The sequence below is a fragment of the uncultured Nocardioides sp. genome, assembly GCF_947488025.1.
GTDB lineage: Bacteria > Actinomycetota > Actinomycetes > Propionibacteriales > Nocardioidaceae > Nocardioides.
In genome coordinates, this window is the sequence record NZ_CANKYS010000001.1 from 538,962 (window position 1) to 562,667 (window position 23,706).

At 70.7% G+C, this 23,706-nt stretch carries 23 protein-coding genes and 1 riboswitch; of the genes, 5 read left to right on the forward strand and 18 right to left on the reverse strand.

Translation table 11 applies throughout. The features are described from left to right. Positions 1–82 precede the first annotated feature (82 nt). Positions 83–1,441: a nitrate/nitrite transporter gene (locus tag Q1B24_RS02500; protein WP_299922864.1), complete on the forward strand. Its 1,359-nt coding sequence runs from the start codon at positions 83–85 to the stop codon at positions 1,439–1,441. Further along, complete coding sequence (locus tag Q1B24_RS02505; RefSeq protein ID WP_299922866.1) at positions 1,438–2,835, forward strand: MFS transporter; 1,398 nt, start codon at positions 1,438–1,440, stop codon at positions 2,833–2,835. Before Q1B24_RS02500 ends, Q1B24_RS02505 begins: the two co-directional genes overlap by 4 nt. A 13-nt stretch (positions 2,836–2,848) precedes the next feature. Here Q1B24_RS02505 and Q1B24_RS02510 read toward each other — a convergent pair whose 3' ends face one another. From Q1B24_RS02510 to Q1B24_RS02550, 9 genes are all read right to left on the reverse strand, one after another. Continuing rightward, entirely contained in the window at positions 2,849–3,349 is a 501-nt protein-coding gene (locus tag Q1B24_RS02510; RefSeq protein WP_299922868.1) for a hypothetical protein, read from the reverse strand. An 85-nt stretch (positions 3,350–3,434) separates the two neighbouring features. Continuing rightward, positions 3,435–4,277 (reverse strand): hypothetical protein, encoded by an 843-nt coding sequence (locus tag Q1B24_RS02515; RefSeq protein WP_299922870.1) that lies wholly within the window; start codon positions 4,275–4,277, stop codon positions 3,435–3,437. A 247-nt stretch (positions 4,278–4,524) separates the two neighbouring features. Then, positions 4,525–6,090: a hypothetical protein gene (locus Q1B24_RS02520; RefSeq protein ID WP_299922872.1), complete on the reverse strand. Its 1,566-nt coding sequence runs from the start codon at positions 6,088–6,090 to the stop codon at positions 4,525–4,527. Between the two features lie 189 nt (positions 6,091–6,279). Next, positions 6,280–7,908 (reverse strand): chaperonin GroEL, encoded by a 1,629-nt coding sequence (groL, locus tag Q1B24_RS02525; protein WP_299922874.1) that lies wholly within the window; start codon positions 7,906–7,908, stop codon positions 6,280–6,282. Between the two features lie 218 nt (positions 7,909–8,126). Then, positions 8,127–9,656: a pilus assembly protein TadG-related protein gene (locus Q1B24_RS02530; protein WP_299922876.1), complete on the reverse strand. Its 1,530-nt coding sequence runs from the start codon at positions 9,654–9,656 to the stop codon at positions 8,127–8,129. Beyond that, positions 9,656–10,081: a TadE/TadG family type IV pilus assembly protein gene (locus tag Q1B24_RS02535; protein ID WP_299922878.1), complete on the reverse strand. Its 426-nt coding sequence runs from the start codon at positions 10,079–10,081 to the stop codon at positions 9,656–9,658. The genes Q1B24_RS02530 and Q1B24_RS02535 overlap by 1 nt, the downstream gene beginning before the upstream one ends. Positions 10,082–10,281: 200 nt before the next feature. Continuing rightward, positions 10,282–11,148, reverse strand: coding sequence for a hypothetical protein (locus Q1B24_RS02540; RefSeq protein WP_299922880.1), 867 nt, complete (start codon positions 11,146–11,148; stop codon positions 10,282–10,284). Continuing rightward, entirely contained in the window at positions 11,145–12,002 is an 858-nt protein-coding gene (locus tag Q1B24_RS02545; protein ID WP_299922882.1) for a hypothetical protein, read from the reverse strand. Before Q1B24_RS02545 ends, Q1B24_RS02540 begins: the two co-directional genes overlap by 4 nt. A gap of 9 nt (positions 12,003–12,011) precedes the next feature. Then, the gene (locus tag Q1B24_RS02550; RefSeq protein WP_299922884.1) at positions 12,012–12,851 is read right to left on the reverse strand and encodes an SGNH/GDSL hydrolase family protein; all 840 of its coding nucleotides are present in this window, start codon (positions 12,849–12,851) and stop codon (positions 12,012–12,014) included. Positions 12,852–12,975: 124 nt separating this feature from the next. Here Q1B24_RS02550 and Q1B24_RS02555 point away from each other — a divergent pair, with 124 nt between their 5' ends. Further along, entirely contained in the window at positions 12,976–14,205 is a 1,230-nt protein-coding gene (locus tag Q1B24_RS02555) for a DUF2157 domain-containing protein (protein ID WP_299922886.1), read from the forward strand. Beyond that, positions 14,202–14,699, forward strand: coding sequence for a GDYXXLXY domain-containing protein (locus Q1B24_RS02560; RefSeq protein WP_299922888.1), 498 nt, complete (start codon positions 14,202–14,204; stop codon positions 14,697–14,699). The genes Q1B24_RS02555 and Q1B24_RS02560 overlap by 4 nt, the downstream gene beginning before the upstream one ends. A gap of 18 nt (positions 14,700–14,717) precedes the next feature. On the opposite strand, the gene Q1B24_RS02565 is transcribed toward Q1B24_RS02560, so the two are convergent. The 5 genes from Q1B24_RS02565 to Q1B24_RS02585 form a co-directional block, all read right to left on the reverse strand. Further along, complete coding sequence (locus Q1B24_RS02565; protein WP_299922890.1) at positions 14,718–14,993, reverse strand: MoaD/ThiS family protein; 276 nt, start codon at positions 14,991–14,993, stop codon at positions 14,718–14,720. Positions 14,994–15,008: 15 nt separating this feature from the next. Next, a complete protein-coding gene (gene thrC / locus Q1B24_RS02570; protein ID WP_299922892.1) occupies positions 15,009–16,289 on the reverse strand; it encodes a threonine synthase in 1,281 nt (426 codons plus the stop codon). A gap of 10 nt (positions 16,290–16,299) precedes the next feature. After that, positions 16,300–16,439: riboswitch (SAM riboswitch) on the reverse strand. Positions 16,440–16,515: 76 nt separating this feature from the next. Further along, entirely contained in the window at positions 16,516–17,346 is an 831-nt protein-coding gene (gene otsB / locus Q1B24_RS02575; protein ID WP_299922894.1) for a trehalose-phosphatase, read from the reverse strand. 69 nt (positions 17,347–17,415) lie between these two features. After that, positions 17,416–17,961 (reverse strand): LytR C-terminal domain-containing protein, encoded by a 546-nt coding sequence (locus Q1B24_RS02580; RefSeq protein ID WP_299922897.1) that lies wholly within the window; start codon positions 17,959–17,961, stop codon positions 17,416–17,418. Between the two features lie 65 nt (positions 17,962–18,026). Beyond that, positions 18,027–18,320, reverse strand: coding sequence for a DUF3263 domain-containing protein (locus Q1B24_RS02585; RefSeq protein ID WP_299922899.1), 294 nt, complete (start codon positions 18,318–18,320; stop codon positions 18,027–18,029). A 183-nt stretch (positions 18,321–18,503) separates the two neighbouring features. On the opposite strand from Q1B24_RS02585, the gene Q1B24_RS02590 reads away from it, so the two are divergent. Beyond that, on the forward strand, positions 18,504–19,946 hold the full coding sequence (locus tag Q1B24_RS02590; RefSeq protein ID WP_299922901.1) for a trehalose-6-phosphate synthase: 1,443 nt from the start codon (positions 18,504–18,506) through the stop codon (positions 19,944–19,946). Here the strand turns inward: Q1B24_RS02590 and Q1B24_RS02595 are convergent, their stop codons facing one another. Genes Q1B24_RS02595 through Q1B24_RS02610 form a run of 4 tightly spaced genes read right to left on the reverse strand, consistent with a single transcriptional unit; the run spans position 19,947 to position 23,605 of the window. Beyond that, complete coding sequence (locus Q1B24_RS02595; protein WP_299922903.1) at positions 19,947–21,518, reverse strand: FMN-binding glutamate synthase family protein; 1,572 nt, start codon at positions 21,516–21,518, stop codon at positions 19,947–19,949. Positions 21,519–21,576: 58 nt separating this feature from the next. Then, complete coding sequence (locus Q1B24_RS02600) at positions 21,577–22,296, reverse strand: anti-sigma factor (RefSeq protein ID WP_299922905.1); 720 nt, start codon at positions 22,294–22,296, stop codon at positions 21,577–21,579. Continuing rightward, positions 22,283–22,924, reverse strand: a complete 642-nt coding sequence (locus tag Q1B24_RS02605; RefSeq protein ID WP_299922907.1) for a sigma-70 family RNA polymerase sigma factor — start codon at positions 22,922–22,924, stop codon at positions 22,283–22,285. The genes Q1B24_RS02600 and Q1B24_RS02605 overlap by 14 nt, the downstream gene beginning before the upstream one ends. Before the next feature lie 39 nt (positions 22,925–22,963). Then, positions 22,964–23,605, reverse strand: a complete 642-nt coding sequence (locus Q1B24_RS02610) for a fasciclin domain-containing protein (RefSeq protein WP_299922909.1) — start codon at positions 23,603–23,605, stop codon at positions 22,964–22,966. Between the last annotated feature and the right edge of the window lie 101 nt (positions 23,606–23,706).

The following is a 23,706-nucleotide window of genomic DNA, read 5'->3' on the forward strand; positions in this document are numbered from 1 at the left end:
CCTCCGGCCGTGCACAAGGGCCGCCCCATCCACCACAGTCGTCCTGGCGGGCCGCGCAGGGCGGCCCCACGGAGGAGTCGAGATGAGCGAGCCCCAGACCGGTCGCAGCCGGGTGCTCTGGCTGTCCACCGTGGCGTTCACGCTGATGTTCGCCGTGTGGCTGATGTTCGGGATCCTCGGCAAGCCCATCCAGGAGGAGTTCGGCCTCTCCGAGGTGCAGCTGTCGTGGATCGTGGCCGCTGCCGCCCTCAACGGCTCGCTCTGGCGGCTGCCCGCTGGCATGGTCACCGACCGCATCGGCGGGCGCAAGGTGATGACCTTCCTGATGCTCGCGACCGCGGTCCCCGCGTTCCTCGTCTCCCGCGTCGAGTCCTACGGCGCGCTGCTCGTGCTGGCCTTCCTGGTCGGCTTCGCCGGCAACGCCTTCTCGTCGGGCATCGCGTGGAACTCCGCGTGGCAGCCCCGCGAGCACCAGGGCTTCGCCCTCGGCGTGTTCGGCGCCGGCAACGTCGGCGCTTCGGTCACCAAGTTCATCGGCCCGCCGCTCATCGCCGCCACCGCGGGGGCGACGTACTTCGGCTTCATCGAAGGCGGGTGGCGGCTCGTGCCCGTGGTGTACGCCGTGCTGCTGGTGGTCATGGCCGCCCTGCTGTGGTTCGGCACACCGAGCCACGACCTCGCGCCCGGCACCGGGCAGCCCCTGCGCCACCAGCTGCGTCCGCTGCGCAGCGTGCGCGTGTGGCGCTTCAGCCTCTACTACGTCGCCGTGTTCGGCGCGTACGTCGCGCTCGCCGCCTGGTTGCCCACCTACTACATGGACAACTTCGACGTCTCGTTGCAGACGGCTGCCCTGCTGACGGCGACGTACATCTTCCCGGCCAGCCTCCTGCGGCCCTACGGCGGACACCTGTCCGACCGCTTCGGTGCGCGCCGCGTCATGTACTGGACGTTCGGCGCCATGCTGCTGGTGACCGGGATCTTGATGATGCCCAACGGGCACATCGTGATCAACCACCCCGACGGGTCGCAGAGCGAGCACCTGGCCTACAGCATCGGGCTGGCGCCGTTCGCGGTGCTCGTGTTCCTCCTCGGGTGCGCGATGGGAGTCGGCAAGGCGGCGGTCTTCAAGCACATCCCCGAGTACTTCCCCGACAACGTGGGCGCGGTCGGCGGCCTCGTCGGGATGCTCGGCGGCCTGGGCGGGTTCTTCCTGCCCCCGCTCTTCGCCTACACGAAGGCCTGGTCGGGCTTCCCCTCGAGCACGTTCTTCGTCCTGTTCGTGCTCACCCTCACCTGCGCGGCCTGGATGCACTGGACCGTGGTCCACATGCTGCACACCCAGTCCCCCGAGCTGGCAGGGCGGCTCGAGAACCCCAACGACGACCGCCGGCCCGGGCTGGGCGTGGCGCACGACCGACTGCCTGAGGAGGCACGCGCATGACCACCGACGCACAGCCGCGCAGGAGCGGCGAGTGGCTGGAGTCCTGGGACCCCGAGAACGAGGAGACGTGGGACGAGCGCCTGGCGTGGCGGACCCTGTGGCTCACCACGTTCGCCCTGTTCCTCGCCTTCGTCGCGTGGTTCCTGCCAAGCGCACTCATCCCCAAGCTCAACCCGCTGGGCTACAGCTTCAGCACCACCCAGCTCTACTGGATGGCCGCCATGCCGGGCCTCTCTGCGGGCCTGTTCCGGCTCCTGTGGATGGTCCTGCCCCCGATCATGGGCACCCGGAAGATGGTGGCCCTCACCTCCCTGCTGCTGGTCTTCTCGACCCTCGGGTGGGGCGTACGCGTCCAGGAACCCACCGCGCCCTACTGGGAGCTGATGGTGCTCGCCTTCCTGGCGGGCATCGGCGGAGGCGCGTTCTCTGGCTTCATGCCGAGCACCTCCTACTTCTTCCCGAAGCGGAAGCAGGGAACGGCGCTCGGGCTCCAGGCCGGGCTCGGCAACTTCGGCGTCTCCGCAGTCCAGCTGCTCACGCCCTACCTCATCGGCTTCTCGTGGCTGGCGTTCTTCGGGTCGAACCAGACGATCTCGATGCCCGGCAAGGCACCCCAGGACGTCTGGTACCAGAACGCCGCCTTCATCTGGATCCCGCTCATGGTCCTTGCCGCCATCCTCGCCTGGACGATGCTCAAGTCCGTGCCGATCAAGGCCAACATCCGCCAGCAGTTCGACATCTTCGGCAACGTCGACACCTGGCTCATGACGCTGCTGTACATCATGACCTTCGGGACCTTCTCCGGACTGGCGGCCCAGTTCGGCCTGCTGATGGCAGACCTCTACGGCATCAGCAACCCCGACATCGTCCAGGGGACAGGTGCCGCGGCGACCGTCCTGGTCGAGGGCTACGACGTCCCCGACGTGGTGAAGTTCGTCTTCCTCGGTCCGCTGGTCGGCGCCGGCGCCCGTGTGCTGTTCGCCCCGTTGACCGATCGCACAGGGGGCGCGATCTGGACCCTGGTGTCCGGTGTCGGACTGATCATCTCGATCGCCTTCACCATCCCGGCTCTGACCCCGGACGCCACCTCGGCTGCGACGCTGGAAGCCGGGTTCGACCAGTTCCTGTGGGGCATGCTCGCGATCTTCCTCTTCGCCGGCATCGGCAACGCATCGACGTTCAAGCAGATGCCGATGATCTTCGAGAAGCGGCAGGCAGGCGGCGTCATCGGCTGGACCGCGGCGATCGCTGCTTTCGGCCCGTTCTTCTTCGGGATCGGCGTCACGACCCTCGGCCCGACGACCTTCTACGCCATCGGGATCGCGTGGGCCGTCATGTGCGTGGCCATCACCTGGGTCCGCTACGCCCGGAAGGGAGCACCGAAACCCGGGTGACGCGCACAGGCCGTCAGTCCGGGAAAGCCTCGGTGTACATCGCCTCGAGCTCGGGGTCGGTCTCCGCGGTGAAGCCGCACAGGGTCACCCGGTCGCCGTCGGCGCTGACGAGGTAGGTCTGGCCCTCCTGGAAGTCGACGGCCATCAGGAGGTCGTCGAGGCTCCTGCTGGGCGCCTCGACGGTGACCGTCGACGCGTCCCCGCCGGCGTACCACTGCTCCACCTCGAGGGTGGCGGTCCCGTCCTCGACCGAGGTGACGGTGCCCTCGAAGGCGGTGTCGAAGGTGGACAGCACCTCCGCGGACGGCATCGCGCACTTGCCCGCCGTCGACCCGTCGGCGACGAGGGCAAGGGTCTCGCTGGAGCTCGTCGCGGACGGGCTCTCGCTGGTGGACGGCTCAGTGGTGGCCGCGGTGTCGTCCTCGGACCCGCAAGCGGAGAGGACGAGGACGAGGGTCGCCGCGAGGGCGGGGAGCAGGCGGACGGTGCGGAATCGGTCATCGTGTCGGCTCATGGCAGGCATCCCTTCGTCAGGCGTGAGGAGCGGCCTCGCTCCTGTGCAGGTGGGACGGGACGCGCGTCGAGCGGGTTCCCGTGGATCATCGACCGTCGTCCTCGTCCTCCTCCTCGACGCGGCGCTTGATGCGTCCGAGGCCGGGGATCTTGCCGAGGATCTCGTTGAGCTCCCGGGAGACGTCGAGCAGGTCGTGCAGGTCGGGGGCCACCGACCCCAGGGTCGCCAGGACGGGCAGGATGTCGCGCTCGAACTGCTCGGTCACCGCGGGGAGATGGTCCACGAGGGTCACCAGCGCGGCCACCTCGTCGGGGTGCGTGGTGTCGGCGAGCGTCTGCAGCGTCGGCTGGAGCTTGGTCAGGGACGGCTCCAACGCGTCGAGCAGCCCGCCGGCCCGGCCCGCCTGCACGGCAGCGCCGTCGACCACGGCATCCACCCGCTCGATCTCCGCCGCCGCGGCGTCGACCACGGTGCCCACCCTGGCCACCTCGGTGGTCGCTGCGTCCACGACCCCGCCCACACGCCCGACCTCGGCGGTCGCTGCGTCCACGACCGTGCCCACCCTGGCCACCTCGACGGTCGCTGCGTCCACGACCCCGCCCACACGCCCGACCTCGGCGGTCGCGGCGTCCACGACCGTGCCCACCTTCGCCACCTCCGACGTTGCCGCGTCCACGACCGTGCCCACCCGGGCCACCTCGGCGGTCGCTGCATCGACGACCGTCCCCACGCGCCCTACCTCGGCGGTCGCTGCATCGGCGACCACCTCGACGCGGTCGACGATGGCGGACGCCCGGGCGAGGAGGACCTCGGCCTGGTCGAGCAGCGCCAGCATGCGCGGCACCGCACCGAGGAGCGCCTCGACCTGCTCGCTCCCCCGCTCGAGGGCTGACATCACGTCACGGGGTCCGGGCACGGGCAGGCGCATGCGCCATTCCTACCAGCGGCTCCCCGAGGCAGCCCTTGCGGCGGGCGCGGTGGCTCCCCGCGAGGGGTACGCCACCGAGCCCGCCAACGCACGTGCGGCGGTAGTGGCCGTCGAAGCCGCGTTCCGGGGACCACATCCGCAGCACGTGCGGTGCCCCGGACCTCCGCCGTCGACCTTGGTCGGAAAATGAGAGCAGGACCGCCGCCGGAGCGGAGGCCCTGCTCATGGTGCGGGTACGTCGAACTGGTCAGCTCGCCGAGAACGGAACCGCGAACTGGTTCACGGTGGAGCCGGTGGCGGGCAGGCCCAGCTCGCTGGCGGTCGCGGACCGCAGGAGCCAGCCACCTCGCGTGTTGTTGGTCGCGATGCCACTGCACGCGGGGTTGTCGAAGCCGATCGCCTGGAACGACACGGACGTCGAGAAACCGTTCGTGACGCTGGTCGGGACCATCCACGTGTTGAGGGTGCGGCTGAACACGCCGTACTTGCCCATCATGAATCGGTTGCCCGGGTTGTTCGAACCGCCGCCGTCGTTGAGGTAGGCCTGGCCGCCCGCCGCCGTGGCGCACGCGTTCGTGTAGTAGACCTGTGCAGGATTGACGACGCCGTTCCACGTGGCGGTGAAGAGGTAGCCCGTCGAGGTCACGAACGACACGCTGCCGCGGTCCATGGAGACGACCTTCCCCAGCGTGACCTCGTTCGCGTCCTTCAGCGTCAGCCCGCCGCCGGCGGGGCCCGCCGGACCGGTCTCGCCGGTCGCGCCGGTGTCGCCCTTGGGTCCGGTGGCGCCGACGGGGCCCTGAGGGCCGGCCGGTCCCACGGGGCCGACGGGTCCGGTTGCTCCGGCGGGTCCGACCGGGCCGGTTGCCCCGACGGCACCGGCCGCACCGGTGGAACCAGTGGCGCCCGCCGCTCCTGTGGCGCCCGTCTCGCCGGTCTCGCCCTGGTCGCCCTGGTCACCCTTGGGACCGATCGGGCCGCGGAGGTTGACCACGGGCGCCCAGCCGTTCGCCGTCTTCTCGTAGGCGTCCCACGACGTCGTGTCGAGGTACCAGTCGCCGACGGCGCCCGTCCCCGCGGAGGGCGCACCTGCGCCGCGCAGCCACGCGCTGCCGGCCGCGCCGGTGTCACCCTTGGCACCCGTCGCGCCGGTGTCACCCCGATCACCCTTGGCTCCGGTGTCACCCTTCTCGCCCGTGTCGCCCTTCGCACCAGCGGCACCCGTGGCGCCGGTCAGGCCGGTGTCGCCCCGGTCGCCCTTGGCTCCGGTGTCACCCTTCTCGCCCGTGTCGCCCTTCGCGCCGGCGGCACCCGTGGCGCCCGTCGCGCCGGTGTCGCCCTTGGCACCCGTCGCGCCGGTCTCGCCCCTCGCGCCGGTCGCGCCGGTCGCGCCGGTCGCGCCAGCCGAGCCGGTGTCACCCTTCGAGCCCTGGGGACCGACGGCTCCGGGAGCACCGGTGGCGCCCATGATGTTCACGCGGAACTCCCAGCCGCGCGGGGTGTTCTTGTACGCGTCGCCGGTGGCGGTGTCGAGGTACCAGCTGTTGGTGGAGCCGTCTTTCGCGGCCGGGGCTCCCACGCCGGAGTTCCAGCTCGTGCGGAGGCTCTTGACCGCCGCGGTGCTGAGCTGTCGCTTGCCGAGAGAGCGATCGGCGATGTCAGCGCCGGTGACGGACTTGTCCTTGATGTCCTTGCCGGTGATCAGTGCCCCGGCCGTGGCGCCTCCCACGCCGGCCGAGACCACCAGGGCACCGGCGACGAGCAGGGCTGAGACGGTGCGCCCCTTCGGGCGCGCAGGCAGGAACGAAGGCACGATGGGTGAACCCCTCAGAGTCACGAGCGCCACCTCGGTGGTGGCGCGACACCGGGAGCCTAGGGACTGCCGGAGCCGGTGTCCGGCGAACACCGCAATCACCTGTAAGGGTGTACTGAACGCGACAAGGCCCCCGCCGGAGCGGGGGCCTTGTCGGTGGTGCTGTGGATCAGGTGGAGCTGACTGGACTCAGAAGTCCATGCCGCCCATGCCGCCCATGTCGCCGCCGGGCATGGCCGGCGCCTTCTCGGGCTTGTCGGCCACGACGGCCTCGGTGGTGAGGAACAGCGCGGCGATCGACGCGGCGTTCTGGAGCGCCGAGCGGGTGACCTTGGCCGGGTCGATGATGCCCTCGGCGATCATGTCGACGTAGTCACCGGTCGCAGCGTTGAGGCCGTGACCGGCCTCCAGGTTGGCGACCTTCTCCGCAACGACGCCGCCCTCGAGGCCGGCGTTGACAGCGATCTGCTTGAGCGGGGCGGAGGTCGCGACGCGCACGATGTTGGCGCCGGTCGCCTCGTCACCCGACAGGTCGAGCTTGTCGAACGCGGTGGCAGCAGCCTGGACGAGCGCCACGCCGCCGCCGGCGACGATGCCCTCCTCGACCGCGGCCTTGGCGTTGCGGACGGCGTCCTCGATGCGGTGCTTGCGCTCCTTGAGCTCGACCTCGGTGGCCGCGCCGACCTTGATGACGGCCACGCCGCCGGCCAGCTTGGCGAGGCGCTCCTGGAGCTTCTCGCGGTCGTAGTCGGAGTCCGACTTCTCGATCTCGGCACGGATCTGGTTGACCCGGCCCTCGATCTGGCCCTGGTCGCCCGCGCCCTCGACGATGGTGGTCTCGTCCTTGGTGATGACGACCTTGCGGGCCTGGCCGAGGAGCTCGATGCCGGCCGACTCGAGCTTGAGGCCGACCTCCTCGGAGATGACCTGGCCACCGGTGAGGATGGCGATGTCCTGCAGCATGGCCTTGCGGCGGTCACCGAAGCCGGGAGCCTTGACGGCGACCGACTTGAAGGTGCCCTTGATCTTGTTGACGACCAGGGTCGACAGCGCCTCGCCGTCGACGTCCTCGGCGATGATCAGCAGCGGCTTGCCGGACTGCATGACCTTCTCCAGCAGCGGGAGGAGGTCCTTGACCGTGGAGACCTTGGAGTTGGCGATGAGGATGTAGGGGTCCTCCAGCACCGCCTCCATGCGCTCGAGGTCGGTGGCGAAGTAGGCCGAGATGTAGCCCTTGTCGAAGCGCATGCCCTCGGTCAGCTCGAGGTCCAGCCCGAAGGTGTTGGACTCCTCGACGGTGATGACGCCTTCCTTGCCGACCTTGTCCATCGCCTCGGCGATGATCTCGCCGACGGTGGTGTCAGCGGCGGAGATCGACGCGGTGGAGGCGATCTGCTCCTTGGTCTCGACGTCCTTGGCCATGGCGAGCAGCTGCTCGGACACGGCGGCGACGGCGGCCTCGATGCCGCGCTTGAGACCCATCGGGTTGGCGCCGGCCGCGACGTTGCGCAGGCCCTCGCGGACCATGGCCTGGGCCAGGACGGTGGCCGTCGTCGTGCCGTCACCGGCGACGTCGTCGGTCTTCTTGGCGACCTCCTTGACCAGCTCGGCGCCGATCTTCTCGTAGGGGTCCTCCAGCTCGATCTCCTTGGCGATCGAGACGCCGTCGTTGGTGATCGTGGGGGCGCCCCACTTCTTCTCCAGGACGACGTTGCGGCCCTTGGGGCCGAGGGTGACCTTGACGGCGTCGGCGAGGGTGTTCATGCCCCGCTCGAGGCCGCGGCGGGCCTCCTCGTTGAAAGCAATCAGCTTGGCCATATCGCGTGCGATTCCTATCGACGTGAGTCTGTGTGTCGACACCAGGCAGGCTGCCCGCGACGGACGATCCCGCTCGGCCGGCGATCCATTCCCGCCGGCGTCGGGGACCTCAGCGTCACCTGGGTCGTTTGTCACTCTCGTGATGAGAGTGCCAGCGTCATGTTTAGCACTCGCACCCCGAGAGTGCAAACGTCAGGTCAGGCTCGTGCAGCCGCCGCTCAGGGCAGCTTCACCAGGCGTACGCCGCTCGAGACCTGTGCCACCGCCGTCTTGAAGATGTCGGCGAGCTCGCTCCCCTGAGCCGCGCAGAAGTAGTAGTCCTTGTCGGTGTTCTCCTCGACGCGAGATGCGGTCGTCGTGCACGGGCTGGCCTCGCTCGGGACACCCGAGTCGGCTGGCGACGCTGCTTCCGCCAGCGCGTCACGGGTCCACGTGCCTGTCGAGGAGCCGTCGGAGCAGTTGGCCGATGTGGCCTCGCCGAACCCGATCGTGATGACCAGGACGTCCTGCTCCTTCGCGTTCTCCGCCACGTCCACGAGCTTCTGGCACCCGTTCTGCCCCTTGGACCAGCCTGCGTTCTGCCGCCCGGAAGCGACGTCGCCGGAGTCGCTGAGACTGGTCGAGCCGCCCTCGAAGACCTCGAACGGGCGACCGTCGGTCTCGAAGACGATCACCTTGCGCACCGTCCCAGGCCGCGCCGGCATCCCCGCGAGATTGTTCTCCGACGAGTAGAGCAGCTTGCGCGCTGCCCCTTTCATTGCCGACGCCAGGTGCGTGCCGTAGTAGGGGTCCGACGACCCGTTGCCCGGATCTCCCCATGCACCCTTGGCACACGTCAGACCGCGCACGACGGGATCCCCGGTGTTGGTGCGCTTGCCCGAGCCGGTCCCCGAGACGTAGTTGTTGCTGAAGTTGGTGGCCACCCAGACCCCGGCCTTCATGCCGTCCTCGATCTCACCGGTGGTGACGCGACGCGGCGGCGGGCCGGGCTTGGTGGGGCAACCGGTGTTGGGGACGGACTTGTTGATGGTGCCGAGGGCGACGTAGTGCATGGTCGGGTCCATCGTCAGCAGCGTGTCCTTGATGGCGTCCATCATCGTGTTGCGGTTGTCGTTGGACATGCTGGGCGTTCGGTCCGCCATGAACACCACGTCCAGAGGATTGGGCGAGTCCTGCCCGCACGACCCCTTGCAGGCGGCCGACGCCACGGATCCGGTCGACCCCTCGCTCTTGCCGAAGACGTTGGCGAAGCCGAAGGGCACGTCCTTCTCGGCCACCACCTCGACGGTGTTGCAGGTGGTCGTGAGGCTCGGCGCGCACGGGATCTTGCAGATCTTGGTGTTGCACCGCAGGTCCGGATACTTGGACGTCGTGAAGGGCGCCGTCCCGGGGTTGCACGTGCTGGGGATCTGGTCGACACGCACGCTCGCGGAGGCCCCGGTCGAGGCGACCACGCACCACAGCCGGATGCGCGGGTTCTGCTCGGTGAAGTCGATGCGCAGGTCGGGGTCGTTGGTCAGCGCCATCTCGCGGGCGGCGTCCATCGCGGCGTCGCCGCTGGCCGGCATGGTGAAGGCGCCGGCGTGGGCCGCCGCGTCGACGGCGTCGTGCAGCTTCTGACGTTCCATCGCGAGCATCGCGATGTCGATGCCGATCGCCGCCACCCCGAAGATGACGACGGAGAGGATGACCGTCATCAGGGCGACGGCCCCGTCCTCGTCGCGGCGCCGCGACCAGGGGCGGCGCATCACTCGATCCTCATGCGGTTGGTCTTCGCGAGGTGGAAGTCCCCGCCGCCGCCCACGAGGTCGCCGATGGGCGTGATCCAGTCGTGGGTGAAGTCGACGGTGACCTCGGCGACGCCGCCGCTCTCCTGACCCGCGTCCCAGCTGGTGCACGTCGTGCTGTCCTGCTTCTTGCACGCGACGGTGATCGTGAACGTGCCCCCGAGGTCCGACATCCCGCGGGTCACCGCGGACCGGATCTCCGACTCGGTGGCCCCCAGGCTCGCCTCCCGCACGCCTTCGCGGGCCGCGTTGTTGACGATCGCGTAGCGGTTGATGGCGAACCCGAAGTCGATGATCCCGAAGAGGACGACGAGCAGGACCGGCACGACGAGTGCGAACTCCACCGCCGCCGCACCGCGATCCCCGCGTGGGCGTGTTCTGGGCATGACTATTTCCTCCCGCAGGTGCGACGCGGGAGAAGGCTCCCGCCGCCGCGAAGGTTGTGACGGTGATCCGGCACGGATGACGGATCACCGGTCCCGCCCGCACCCCCCAGCGCAGGCAAGACAAGGGCAACCTAACCGGAGGGGGGCACGCTCCACCCCCCGGAGCGGGATTTGTTTGCCGAGCGGTCTAGACCGGGCGGTCAGGCGCGAGCGGCGAGCCGGGCAGCGACGAGGTCGGCGAACGGCTCGGCGTTGGCCGGCGACACGTCCAGGTAGAGCCCCGGCTCGATCAGCTCGAGCTCGCTGACGACCCAGTCGCCGTCCCAGCGCAGCAGGTCGACGCGGAGGTAGTCCAACGGTCGGTCGAAGCGCCCGGCCATCGCGTCGTACGCCGTCATCACCAGGTCGCCCACGTCGCCGGTCGCGACGGCGCGCACCTGGCCACCGAACTCCTCGTTGACCCGTACGTCGCCCTCCCCCGGCAGCTTGTCGAAGCGCTGCCCGAGCCTGCCGTCGAGGACGTAGCCCGACGACTCCCCGTGGGTGCGGATCGACTCGACGAGCGGCTGCACGACCCAGGGCCCGTCGACCTCGGGGTAGTCGGGGTGGCTGCGGACCGGACGGCCCAGGCGCGGGTCGTCGGGATCGGTGACCACGAGGAGTCCTGCTCCGCCGGCACCCACGCGAGGCTTGACGACAGCCGTGCCGAAGTGGCGTACGCCGTCGGCCAGCTCGTCGCGGTCGTCGGCGAGAAGCGTCGGCACGACCGGCAGGTCGCCGAGCTCGGTGAGGTAGCGCTTGTCGTGGTTCCAGGCGAAGACGTCGGCGCCGTTGAGCAGGCGGGCCTGGTCGAGCGACGCCGTCCACGCGAGGAACTCGGCGTGCCGGGTGACGTAGTCCCACGTGGAGCGTACGGCGACGAGGTCGGCGTCCGACCAGTCGACGGACGGGTCGTCCCAGCGGGCCCAGGCGAAGTCGATGCCACGGTCGCGGAGCACGGCGTCGAGGGCGCCCGCGCCGGGCTCCCCCTGCGGCAGGTCACCGCTGGTGGCGAGCAGGACCGTCATGACTCGTCGGGGTCACCCGAGTCGTCGGGCAGCTCGGAGGCGCCGTAGAGCTCGTGCGCGACGTTGTCGCGGTTGGTGCCCTCGCGGTTGTCGCCCTTCTCGATGATCACGAGGTTGTGGTAGCAGTGCACGGCGCGGACCCACTGGTCGGTGTAGGTGGGCTCGTAGTCCTCGAGGAGGAACTCCTCGTGGTTGAGGCCGTCGACGAGGTCCTTGACGAGGTCCATCGACGTGCCGGGCGCCCGGGGGTCGAGCTGGCCCCCCCACGCCGGCCAGTAGGAGGTCTGGGTGTCCTCGATGCAGTAGATGGCGCCGTCGGGAAGCAGCGGGAACAGGATCCGGAAGGACTCGCGCACGTGGGCCGGGATGTGGCTGCCGTCGTCGATGACCACCAGCGGCGCGCCCTGCTCGTCGATGATCCGCTGCAGGACCTCGGGGTCGGTCTGGTCGCCGAGGTAGGTGTGGATGTGGCCCCGCGTGAGCCACGTCTTGTCCTCGATGTCGAGCCCGACGATGCGGGCCTTGGGGAAGAACCAGCGCCACATCTTCATCGAGGCCCCGCTCTTGCGGCGCTTCTTGTAGCCGCCGATCCCGAGCTCGAGGAGCGTGAAGGACTCGCCGCGCAGGTGCTGCAGGTGGCGCTCGTAGTGGGGGGTGTACTTGTGGACGCCCCACTTGTCGGTGCGGAACTCGATGGCCAGCTCGGTCAGGTTGCTGGCCAGCAACCGACGACGGCGCTCGGCCTTCGGGTCGAGCGGCTCGGGCTCGGCCGGCGCGGGCGACGCCTGCATCCTGCCGGCCTTCTTGGCAGCCTTCTTGACGGCCTGGCCGGCTCGTCGAGCAGTGGTGCGCACCCGGGAACCCTAGCCTGACCCACCCACCCCGGGTGCGTGGTGCCCGAACGGCACGTCGGCCACGACACCGAGGGCCGCGAGCACCGAGGGGAGCATCGCCTTCGCGGTCCGCTTGTAGCCGTGGGCGCTCGGGTGGAAGCGGTCGAGGCTGAACATCTCGTCCGGGTTGGTGATGAAGAACGGCCCCACCACGTGGGCCAGCGACACCACCCTCGCGCCCTGCTCGAGGGCGGCCGCCCGCTGGGCGTCCGCGAGCTGCCGGGAGGCCCGCGACCCGAGCGCCCGGAGGGGTTGCGGCACCGGTCGCAGCGCCCCGAGGTCCGGGCAGGTGCCGACGACGACCTCGGCCCCACGGGCCCGCAGGTCGGCGACCGCCTCCGCCAGGTGGCGTACGGACTCCGCGACCGGCACCCGGTGGGTGACGTCGTTGCCGCCGACGACGATGACGGCCACGTCCGGGCGGTAGCCCGGAGGAAGCGAGGCGAGCTGCGCGCCGAGCATGCTGCTCTCGGAGCCCACCAGGGCGGCGGTCCGCAACCGCACCGACCTTCCGGCGTCGGCGGCGATGCCGCGCGCCAGCCGGCTGCCCAGGGTGTGCTTCGCCTTCTCCGCGCCGAGCCCCGCCGCGATCGAGTCGCCGAGCACCAGCAGGTCGACCGGCTCGCCGTACTTCCGCTTGTAGTGCCGGTCGGCGTCCGGGGCCTGCTCGCCGAGCGGCTTGCCGATCGCCCGCCGGGCCTGCGCGGCCTGCCGCTGCAGCAGCTCCCGGGCGCCGTACGCCGTTCCTCCCGCGACGCCGCCGAGGACGGCCAGCGCAACGCCGGCCCGGGTCAGGTGTGTGCTCCCCACGGCACATGTGAACCAGACCGACCTGAACGTCCGCGCAACCGCGGGCGTCCCGAGACCCAACGGCACCCCACAGATGGGTCGATGTACTCAGGACAGTCCCGCCACGGCGCGGGAGGGTGGAGGCATGACCGACACCTCGTCATCGTCACCGGCCGTCGTCACCCGCCCGGTCGCGCCGCAGCAGCTCGCCTGGCTGCGCACCGAGCTCGCCGACTGGACCTCGCAGGGGATCATCAGCGAGGAGCAGGCGACCCGCATCTCGTCGCGCTACCGCTCCGAGCACCACGCGCGCATCAGCGTGGGCCGGGTCCTGCTCTACCTGGGCGCCGGCTTCGTCGGCGTCGGACTGATCTGGCTGGTCGCCGCCAACCTCGACGAGCTCTCCCCCATCGCTCGCTTCGTGACCGTCGCGACCCTCTGGCTCGCCTTCCTGGTGGGCGGCGAGGTGCTGGCCGCCCGGCGCGCCTCCCCGCCGCTCGTCGGCGCCGCACGCCTCCTCGCCTCCCTCGGCGCCGGTGCGGTCCTGTTCCAGGCGGCCCAGTCGCTGCAGGTTCCCGCCTACGAGCCTCGCCTCGTCGGCCTCTGGTCGGCCGGGACCCTGCTCCACGGCTACCTGACCCGGTCGCACATGCCCTTCTTCGTCGGCCTGGTGACCGGCGTGGTGTGGTGGTTCTGGCAGCCGCTGTGGGACGCACCCAACGGCCTCACCGTGGTCCTCCTCCTCGGCGCCGGCACCGTCCTGGCCTCGAGCCTGGCCGTGCTGCACGACGGGTGGATCGACTCCTACGCCTGGGCCTGGCGCACGGTGGGCGGCGGGATGGCGCTGCTGGCGCTCTTCGCCGCCGCGATCCCCGACATCGGCTCGGACGGCGTCGAGTGGACGACCTGGCTGGTGGTCGCGCTCGTCGCCGCCGGCGTCGCGGCGGTGGCCGCGGTGCTCACCCGTCCGGGCCTGCGCGTGCTCGAGCCCCTCGGTGCCATCGTCGTGCTCGTCGTGGCCACCCTGATCGCGCTCTGGACCACGGGGACCGACACGTCCTCGGTGGACGCCGCCGACTGGGGTCATGCGGCGGTCTCGGTCATCGCCTACGTCGTCCTCGCCGTCGGGCTGGTCGCACTCGGCACCGTCCGCGACCACCCGCCCCTGATCTGGATGGCGATGGCGGGGCTGGTGGTCTTCACGACCTTCCAGAGCTTCGCGGTGTTCGCGCCGATCGTCACCGGTGCCTGGCTGTTCGTGGTGCTGGGCACCGTCTTCCTGGCGACCGGCTTCCTGTTCGACCGGGCCCGCCGACAGCTGGCCCACGCCCTCGACAACGACTCCTCCGCCGGAGCCGAAGGAGCAGCCCGATGAACCGCATCGCCGTCACCGGCATCGTCGCCGTCAGCCAGCTCGTCCTGGTCGGCGTGGGCGTCGCGCCGCAGCTCTCCGCCCGGATCGCGGGCGACGCCTACGTCGTGCGCGTGGCGCCCGTCGACCCGATCGACCCGTTCCGTGGTGCGTACGTCGCCCTCGACTACCCCGACCTCCGCCACGACACGTCGCAGTCCTTCGTGGAGCCGGGCCTCGGCGCCCTCGACGACGGCGAGTCCGGCGAGGTCTACGTCAGCCTGACCGAGGAGGACGGGGTCTGGGTGGCCGACGCGTGGTCCCGCACGCGGCCGGACGAGGGTCCCTACCTCGCCTGCGACGACCGCTCGTGGCAGATCCGGTGCGGCATCGAGAGCTGGTTCCTGCCGCAGGACGAGGCGCGGGCGGTCGACGAACAACTGCGAGACGGAGCGGTCGCCGAGCTCCGCGTCGACGGGCGCGGCAACGCCGCCGTGGTCGACGTACGAGCCTCGTGACGGATTGCCGCCAGGGCCTCAGCCGCCGGCGACCGCCGGGATCACCGAGATCTGGACGCCGTCGGGCGTCGCGGTCTGCAGCTCGTCGAGGAACCGGACGTCGTCGTTGCCGACGTAGACGTTGACGAAGCGGCGGAGCTGGCCCGCCTCGTCGAGGATCCGGCCCTTGATGCCCGAGTAGCTCGAGTCGAGATCGTCGAGGACCGCCGCGAGGGTGTCGCCCTCGGCGCTCACCTCGGACTCGCCGCCGGTGTAGGTGCGCAGGATGGTGGGGATCCGGACCGAGACAGCCATGAGGTCTTCCTTCGTTCAGAGGACGTTGGACGCCACGAAGGCGTCATAGGACGGGGCGATGGTGGCGGCGGGCCCGACGCGGTCAGACACGGCGTCGAGGGTCTTGAGGCCGTGGCCGGTGTTGATCACGACGGTCTCGAGCGAAGGGTCGAGCTGACCGGTCTCGACGAGCTTCTTGAGCACGCCGACGGTCGTGCCGCCGGCGGTCTCGGTGAAGATGCCCTCGGTGCGCGCCAGCAGCACGATCGCCTCGCGCACCTCGTCGTCGGTGATGTCCTCGACCGCGCCGCCGGTGCGCCGGCAGATGTCGAGCACGTAGATGCCGTCCGCGGGGTTGCCGATGGCGAGGCTCTTGGCGATGGTGTCGGGCTTGACCGGGCGGATCGCGTCGGTCTCGGCCTTGTAGGCCACCGAGACCGGGGAGCAGCCGGCGGCCTGGGCGCCGTACACCTTGTAGGGCTTGTCCTCGACCAGGCCGAGGGCGATCAGCTCCTGGAAGGCCTTGTCGACCTTGGTGAGCTGGGAGCCGGACGCGACGGGGATGACGATCTGGTCGGGCAGGCGCCAGCCGAGCTGCTCGGCGATCTCGTAGCCCAGCGTCTTGGAGCCCTCGGCGTAGAAGGGGCGCACGTTCACGTTGACGAACGCCCAGCCCTCCTCCTCACCGGCGATCTCGGAGGCGAGCTTGTTGACGTCGTCGTAGTTGCCGTCGACCGCGACGAGCTTCTCGGTGAAGACCGCCGAGTTGACCTTCTTGGGCGTCTCGAGGTTGCTCGGGATGAACACGACCGTGGGGATCCCCGCGCGCGCACCGGCCGCGGCGACGGCGTTGGCGAGGTTGCCCGTCGAGGGGCAGGCGAAGACCTTGGCGTCGAACTCGCGGGCGGCGCTCAGCGCGCAGGCCACGACCCGGTCCTTGAAGGAGTTGGTGGGGTTGGTGGAGTCGTCCTTGACCCACAGCTTCTCCAGGCCGAGCTCGCGGGCGAGGTTCTTCGCCTCCAGCAGCCGCGTGAAGCCGGGCTCGGTGTTGGGGCTCTGCTCGATGTCCGTCGGGACCGGCAGCAGCGCCTTGTAGCGCCAGATGTTGCGCGGCCCGGCGGCGATCTCCTCGCGGGTCACGACGGGGAAGTCGTAGGACACCTCGAGCGGTCCGAAGCACTCCGGACAGGCGTACGACGGCCCCAGGGTGACCTCGTGCCCGCACTCGCGACAGGCGAGCGCGCGGGCGTTGCCGAAGGCCCCCTCGCGCAGCTGCTTCTTCGGCGTGGTGGTGGTGTCGTCCAGCAGGGTGCTCATGAAGTCCTCCTTCTCATCTGTCCCCGCGACTCTCGCTGGGGTCGGATTTGGCACCTGCTCCCGCGACTGCCGGCCGTGAGGCGGACAGGAGGCTCGCGGGTGGTTGCCGGGACTTCGTCGGGCCGTTCCCTCAGTCCCTCGTGATGAGCAGGCTCAGCCTAGGCAGGGCGTCTCACGATGCGCACATCGAGTCCACGATGTGGTCAGTGCGGGGTCCGCCGTACGGTCAGCGCCGCGCGGCGAGGCCGGACAGGAGCTCGACGACGCCCGCGGGGCCGTCCACGACGACGTCGGCGAGCCGGACGAGGTCGGGCTGTTCGGTGGAGGCGGAGCACACGACCAGGCCGGGCAGGCCCTCGGCGCGCAGCGAGCGGACCGCCTCGAAGGCCTCGACGTCACCGAGGTCGTCACCGCCGAAGATCACCCCGGTGGCCTCCTGCTCGGCGACGAAGGCCCGCAGCGACTGACCCTTGTGCATGTCGCCCGAGCGGATCTCGATGACGTTGCGGCCGGGCTCGATCGTCAGGTGGTGGCGCTCGGCGAGGGCGGCGATGGGCTTGACCAGGCGTTCGAAGGCGCCGACCGGGTCGTCCATGCGGCGCGTGTGCACCGCGACGGCGAGACCCTTCTCCTCGACAAACGCCTCGGCGGCACCGGCGCCGCGCAGGACTGCGGGCAGCTCGCGCTCGAAGCTGGCCAGCCCGGCCGGGGGCCGCGGCGACCGGATCCGCTGCTCGGTCGCCGACCAGCGCTCGTTGCCGTACTGGCCGAAGACGAACAGCTCGGCACCACGGTCGAGCATCGCGTTGCCGAGCGCGTCGAGGTCGCCCATGGCAATGGCCTGGCGTGCCGGTCGTCCGGTGATCACCGCGACCGCTCGCACCACCTCGGCGAGCTCGAGGAGGGCTCCCGGGGCCGCCGGGTGGAGCCGGGCGGCCTCGGGGTCGTCGACGACCGGTGACAGCGTGCCGTCGAAGTCGAGGCCCACGACGACGCCGTCGAGGACGTCGCGTACGGCGTCGTAGTGGGCGCGCGCGTCGTCGGAGGTGAACTCCATGGGGTCAACCCAACCACGGAAGGTCCGCGGACGCGGAGCCTGTCCGGGGCCGACCGGGATCAGCCGGGATCAGCGCGGGGCGTCGGCCGTCAGGATGACGGTGAGCCGGTCGCGCTTCATCACGCCGACGGCCGGGGCGGTGCGCTTGATCCCCAGGTCGAGGGCAAGCTGCTTGCCGGCCGCCTTGAGCCGGGGCGGGAAGTAGACGGTGCTGGTGGGGATCAGGCCCTGCCAGTTGTCCTCGCCGACCACGGCCCAGCCGACACCGGTGGCCTTGGTGGCCGTCTCGGCGGCCAGGCCCCGGATGCCGGAGTTGTTGTAGACCTCGACGTAGACCTCGCCCCGCTCGAGCTGCGGCTTGGGCTTGGGCTCGGGCGTCTTCGTCGGGGTCGGGGACGGCTCCGCGGTGGGGCTCGGCGTCTGGCCGGCGCTCGCGATCGTCGCGGTGTCGACACGGCGCTCGGTCGGCGCCTGGTCGCGGGTGGCGACGAAGGTGATCGAGGCCATCGCGACGGCGAGGACCGACAGCATCACGAGGGGGGACGGGAAGGCCACCCCGCGCTCGTCACGTCGACGGGGCGAGGTGGTGCGGCCGGTGCTGGGGAAGGAGGCCATGGGGAAGGTGACCAATCGTGAGTGGGCGGGCCGTGACGAAGGAGTCGGTCTCAGGTGTCGCGGTGTCAGACCTCGAAGCCGAGGCGGCGCGCCGAGCGCTGCCGCTGGCGGGAGGCCCGCAGCCGGCGGAGGCGGCGTACGAGCAGGGGGTCGGCCTCGAGGGCCTCGGGGCGGTCGATCAGGGCGTTGAGGACCTGGTAGTAGCGGGTCGAGGACATGTCGAAGTTCTCGCGGACCGCCTGCTCCTTGGCGCCGGCGTACTTCCACCAGTGGCGCTCGAACTCGAGGATGTCGCGATCGCGCTGGCTGAGCCCGGCAGCAGTCTCCTGCCCGGCTGCGATGTGCTCGGCTGCGTCCATCGGACATCTCCTCCTCGACCCCACATCCACCCGTGACCGGGCGGACGGCATGAGTCTAGGCGACGAACGACAACGATGTCATTCGCCTCCGGCGAGTCGTCTGGACAAAACCCGCGGTGCTCTCGTGGGGCGGGACACCGCGGGGTGGTCTGCGACTCGCCGGCCGTCGCTAGGGTTGGCGACGTGAGTGGAGCTCCGCAGGCAGACCTCGTGATCGTGGCCAACCGACTGCCCGTGGACCGGGTCGTCGCCCCCGACGGGACCGCGTCGTGGCGCACCTCCCCCGGCGGGCTGGTGACCGCCCTCGAGCCGGTGCTGCGCGCCAACGACGGAGCGTGGATCGGCTGGCCGGGCTCGGCCGACGACGAGGACTTCGAGCCGTTCGTGGAGGACGGGCTCTCCCTGGTCCCGGTGGCACTGAGCGCGCGTGAGGTCGAGGAGTTCTACGAAGGCTTCTCCAACGGCACGCTGTGGCCGCTCTACCACGACGTGATCGCCAAGCCGGAGTTCCACCGCGAGTGGTGGGACTCCTACGTCGCGGTCAACCGCCGCTTCGCCGACCGGGCCGCCGAGGTGGCGGCCGAGGGCGCGACCGTGTGGGTGCAGGACTACCAGCTCCAGCTCGTGCCCCAGATGCTGCGCGCCAAGCGCCCCGACCTGCGCATCGGCTTCTACCTCCACATCCCGTTCCCGCCGGCCGAGCTCTTCTCCCAGCTGCCGTGGCGCCGCCAGATCCTGGAGGGACTGCTCGGCGCGGACCTGATCGGCTTCCAGCTGCCCGGCGCCGCCGCCAACTTCGTACGCCTCGTGCGCAGCCGCGTCGGCCACAAGACGCACCGCGACACCATCTACCTGCCCGACGGCCGGCCGGTGAAGGCGACCGCGTTCCCCATCTCGATCGACACCGCCGGGTTCGAGGAGCTCGCCCGCTCGGAGGCGGTGACCGAGCGCGCCAAGGAGATCCGCGAGGCGCTCGGGAACCCGCGGCGGATCTTCCTGGGGGTCGACCGGCTCGACTACACCAAGGGCATCCACTCCCGGCTGCGTGCCTTCGGCGAGCTGGTGCGCGACGGCAAGCTCGACGTGGAGGACGCGGTCTTCGTGCAGGTCGCGACGCCCTCACGCGAGCGGGTCGAGCAGTACCGCATCCTGCGCGACGAGATCGAGCTGCTCGTGGGCCGGATCAACGGCGACCACGGCCGGATCGGACGGCCGGCGATCTCCTACATGCACTCCTCCTACCCGCGCGAGGAGATGGCGGCGCTCTACCGCGCCGCCGACATCATGGTGGTGACCCCGTTCCGTGACGGGATGAACCTCGTCGCCAAGGAGTACGTCGCCTGCCGCTTCGACGACGACGGCGCGCTCGTGCTGTCGGAGTTCGCCGGCGCGGCCCAGGAGCTGCGCCAGGCCTGGCTGGTCAACCCCTACGACATCGACGGCATGAAGTCCGCCCTGCTCGACGCCTTCGCGGCGGACAAGAAGGAGACGTCGCGGCGGATGCGGGCGATGCGCAGGACCGTCGTCCAGCACGACGTGGCGAAGTGGGCCGCCGACTTCCTCCGCGAGCTCGAGGAGCTGCCTGAGCAGCACGACAAGACCGTCCGCCAGTCGCGCTCGGGCTAGTCAGGCCCGCGGGCTCGTCCCCTCGGCGGCGCCGTGGGTGGCGTCCTGGGCGACCATGATCTCCTCGATCTCCTTGACCAACCGCGGGCCGAGCCGCTGCCACGCGGGGTCGTAGCCGTACGCGGTGCCGAGCCCCACCGCCGTACGGGTGCCGTCGAGGAGGTCGATGTCGCGCGGGCCGATGAGGCCGGGGTGGACGACGCCGATCGCCTCGGACACCTTGAGCAGGTCGCGACGCAGCGAGCGGACGTAGTTGGCCGCGCGCACGCTCTTGAGCCCCACATCGAGGCCGCGGGTGTAGCGGGGGTTCTGGGTGGCGATGCCGACCGGGCAGTGGTCGGTGTGGCACTTCTGGGCCTGGATGCACCCGATGGCCATCATCGCCTCGCGGCCGACGTTGACCATGTCGGCGCCGAGGGCGAAGGCCACGACCGCGTTGTCCGGGATGCCGAGCTTGCCGGCACCGATGAACACCACGTCGTCGCTCAGCCCGGCCTCAGCGAAGCGTCGGTAGACCTCGGAGAAGGCGATGCGGAACGGGTAGGCGACCGAGTCGGCGAAGATCATCGGAGCCGCGCCGGTGCCGCCCTCGCCCCCGTCGATGTTGACGAAGTCGACACCCCGGCCGCCGCTCGACATGGCCTCGGTCAGCTCGTCCCACATCGTGAGGTTGCCGACCGCGGACTTGATGCCGACCGGCAGGCCGGTGGCCTGCGCCACGGACTCGACGAAGTCGAGCATCGAGTCGACGTCGCCGAAGACGTCGTGGCGGCTGGGCGAGGCGCAGTCCTCGCCCTCGGGGATGCCGCGGATCTCGGCGATCTCGCGACTGACCTTCTCCCCCGGCAGCATCCCGCCGAGCCCGGGCTTCGCGCCCTGGCTCAGCTTGACCTCGATGGCGCTCACCGGCGCCGACTGGACGAGGTCGACGAGCCTGGCCATGTCGAAGCGCCCGTGCTCGTCGCGGCACCCGAAGTAGGACGTGCCGATCTGGAAGACGACGTCGCCGCCGTGCCGGTGGTGCGGCGACAGCGCGCCCTCGCCGGTGTTCTGCAGGCACCCGGCCATGGCGGCGCCCTTGTTGAGTGCCTCGATGGCCTTGCCCGACAGGGAGCCGAAGCTCATCCCGGAGATGTTGACCACCGACCCCGGACGGAAGGCCTGCGGGCGACCGCGCGCCGCGCCCATGACCTTGGCGCACGGCAGCGCGATCTCCTCCTGGGCGTGGGGCATGGTCGCGGCGCCGGGTCCGGTGAACGTGCGGTGCTTGATGATCGGGTAGCCCTCGACCCGCTCGACGTCGTTGTCGGTGCCGAAGCCGAAGTAGTTGTTCTCCAGCTTCGAGCTCGCGTAGACCCAGCGGCGCTGGTCACGGCTGAACGGCCGCTCCTCGTCGTTGCTGGTGACGATGTACTGCCGCAGCTCGGGCCCGAACCTCTCCAGGAAGAACCGGGCGTGCCCGATGATCGGGAAGTTGCGGACGATCGCGTGCTTCGTCTGGACCAGGTCGTGCACGGTCGTCGCAGCTGCTGCCGCGGCCGTGCCGCCGAGGACGGCGTACCTCCACTTCATGACCCGTTCCTAGTCGTCGCGCGACGCGTTGTCGAGGACGACCCGTCCCGATGGGGGGTCAGGCGAGCTCACCGCGGGCGATGCTCACCCCGGAGTGGGTGGGGTCGCCGTCGTCCGGCTCGACCGAGATGTCGACGATGCGGTAGCCCTCGTCGATGAGGTCCATGGGGACGGCGAACTCCCCCTCGTCGCCCGAGGCCAGCAGGCCGATCGAGATCATCCGCTCGCCGTCGACGTTGATCAGCCACACCTCGCGGACGCCCGGCTCGTCGCCGAGCTCGCTGGCGCTGACCCGGATGGTGAAGGTGTCGTCGGTCTGCACGGCGCTCGCCTTGCCACGCTCGGCGTCGCTGTCGAGGGCGGTGAGGGCGGTCGCGGCCACGACCGTGCCGGCGTCGCCGGGCGGTGGCACGGCCTCGGGGGCCTCCGTGGACCCGGTGCCGATGCGCCCGAGCCCGACGCCGGCGAGGAGGGCGAGCGCAGCAGCCACGCCGGCGAGCCAGAGCGGCACGCCCCGACGGGCCGACGGCTCGGCGGCAGCGGGCCGGGCGAGCGGGGTCGGGACATCGCCGGCGCGCACCTCGGCCAGGACCTGGTCGCGCAGCCCGGCAGGGGGCGGGACGAGGGCGTCGGCGCCCGCGCGGCGGCGTACGCCGGTGAACGCGGCCACCAGGCCGGCGCACTCGGGGCAGGTCTCGGCGTGCTCGCGCACGTCGGCGGGACCGTCCGAGGGGTCGAGTGCGAGCCCCGCGAGCTGCTCGGGATCAGCGTGACTCATGGCGCACCCCCTCGAGCTGTTGGTGGAGCTTCATCAGGCCACGACGTACGTGGCTCTTCACGGTGCCGAGAGGGAGGCCGACCTTCTCGGCGATCTCGGCATGGCTGTGCTCCTCCCAGAAGGCGAGGAACATGATCGTGCGGCGCGGGTCCGGCAGCTCTTCGACTGCCTGGCGGACCACGAGTCGTTCGGCGACGTCGTCGTCGGCGGATTGGTGGTCCCCGTCGCGGGCACCCGGCAAGGACACCACGGCCGCGAGCCTGGCGGCGTCGCGGGCGCGGGCGGCGCGCACGTCGGCGACCTTGTGCCGCGCGATCCCGACGAGCCAGGCCGGCAGCGCAGCGGGGCTCGGGGTCAGGGTGTGCCGACTGCGCCACGCCGCGACGAACACCTGCTGGGTGACCTCCTCGGCGTCGTGGGGGTCGTGCAGGGCACGCAGCGCGTAGGTGTGCACGAGGGCCGACCAGCGGTCGTAGACCTCCTCGAGAGCCGTCTCCTCGCCTGCGACGAGGCGCGTGGCGAGCGCGAGGACGACGTCGTCCTGCTCGTGCTCGAACGACATCGCCTCGGTGACCACCGGGCCACCGTACCGGCGCCCCCCGCGGGCGGGGAACGGGATGATGGTCATCGTCGCTCCCCGCCCGTCAGGCGTCGGTCAGGCCGTCACTCAGAGGTCGATCGGACGGAGCACCCGGTCGATGCCGTGCGCGATCTGCTTGTTCCCCTTGTTGAGGTCGAGCGCCTTCAGGATGACCTTCGGGTCGCGGTCGTTCTTGTCGCGGTCCTTGAGCGTGATCTTCACGCTGGGCTTCATCTTGACGTCGACCTTGATCTTGCCGCCCTGGGCCGTGGTCAGCTTGGCCCCGTCGGACTTGAGCACCTTGTTGCTGGTGAGCGTCTTCCCCGGCACGACGTGGTAGAGCAGGATCGTCTCGATCGTGTCGACACCCGCGAGGTCCACGAGCGCCGTGAAGAGCTTCTTCTCGCTCTTGATCGTCTTGCCGGTCAGGTCCTCGGCCAGCAGACGGAACGCCTGGTCGGTGGGCGCGAAGGCGGTGAGCCGCTTCGAACCGTCGGCGAGCACGGTCACCGGGGAGCCCGGCTTGGCCTTGGCCACGGCCAGGACCGCCTCGGTCACGATGTCGAAGTCGTTCTTGTTGCTGTCGAACTTGTTGCCGTCGGAGACAAGCACGCCGGCGAGGGCGTCCTCACCTGGTGCGGCCTTGGCGCTCGCGGCGGGGGCCGTGGCCTGCACCGCACCCAGGGCGAGGGCCGAGGCGGCGAGGATGGCGGGAACGCGACGCTTCATGGGGGATCCTTCCGTCGGGGGCGCCGGTTGGCGCCCGTCACCCTCTTCTCCGGCCCGACCCCGCCACTGGATGCACCCGCCCAGGATTTTTCTTCCACGTG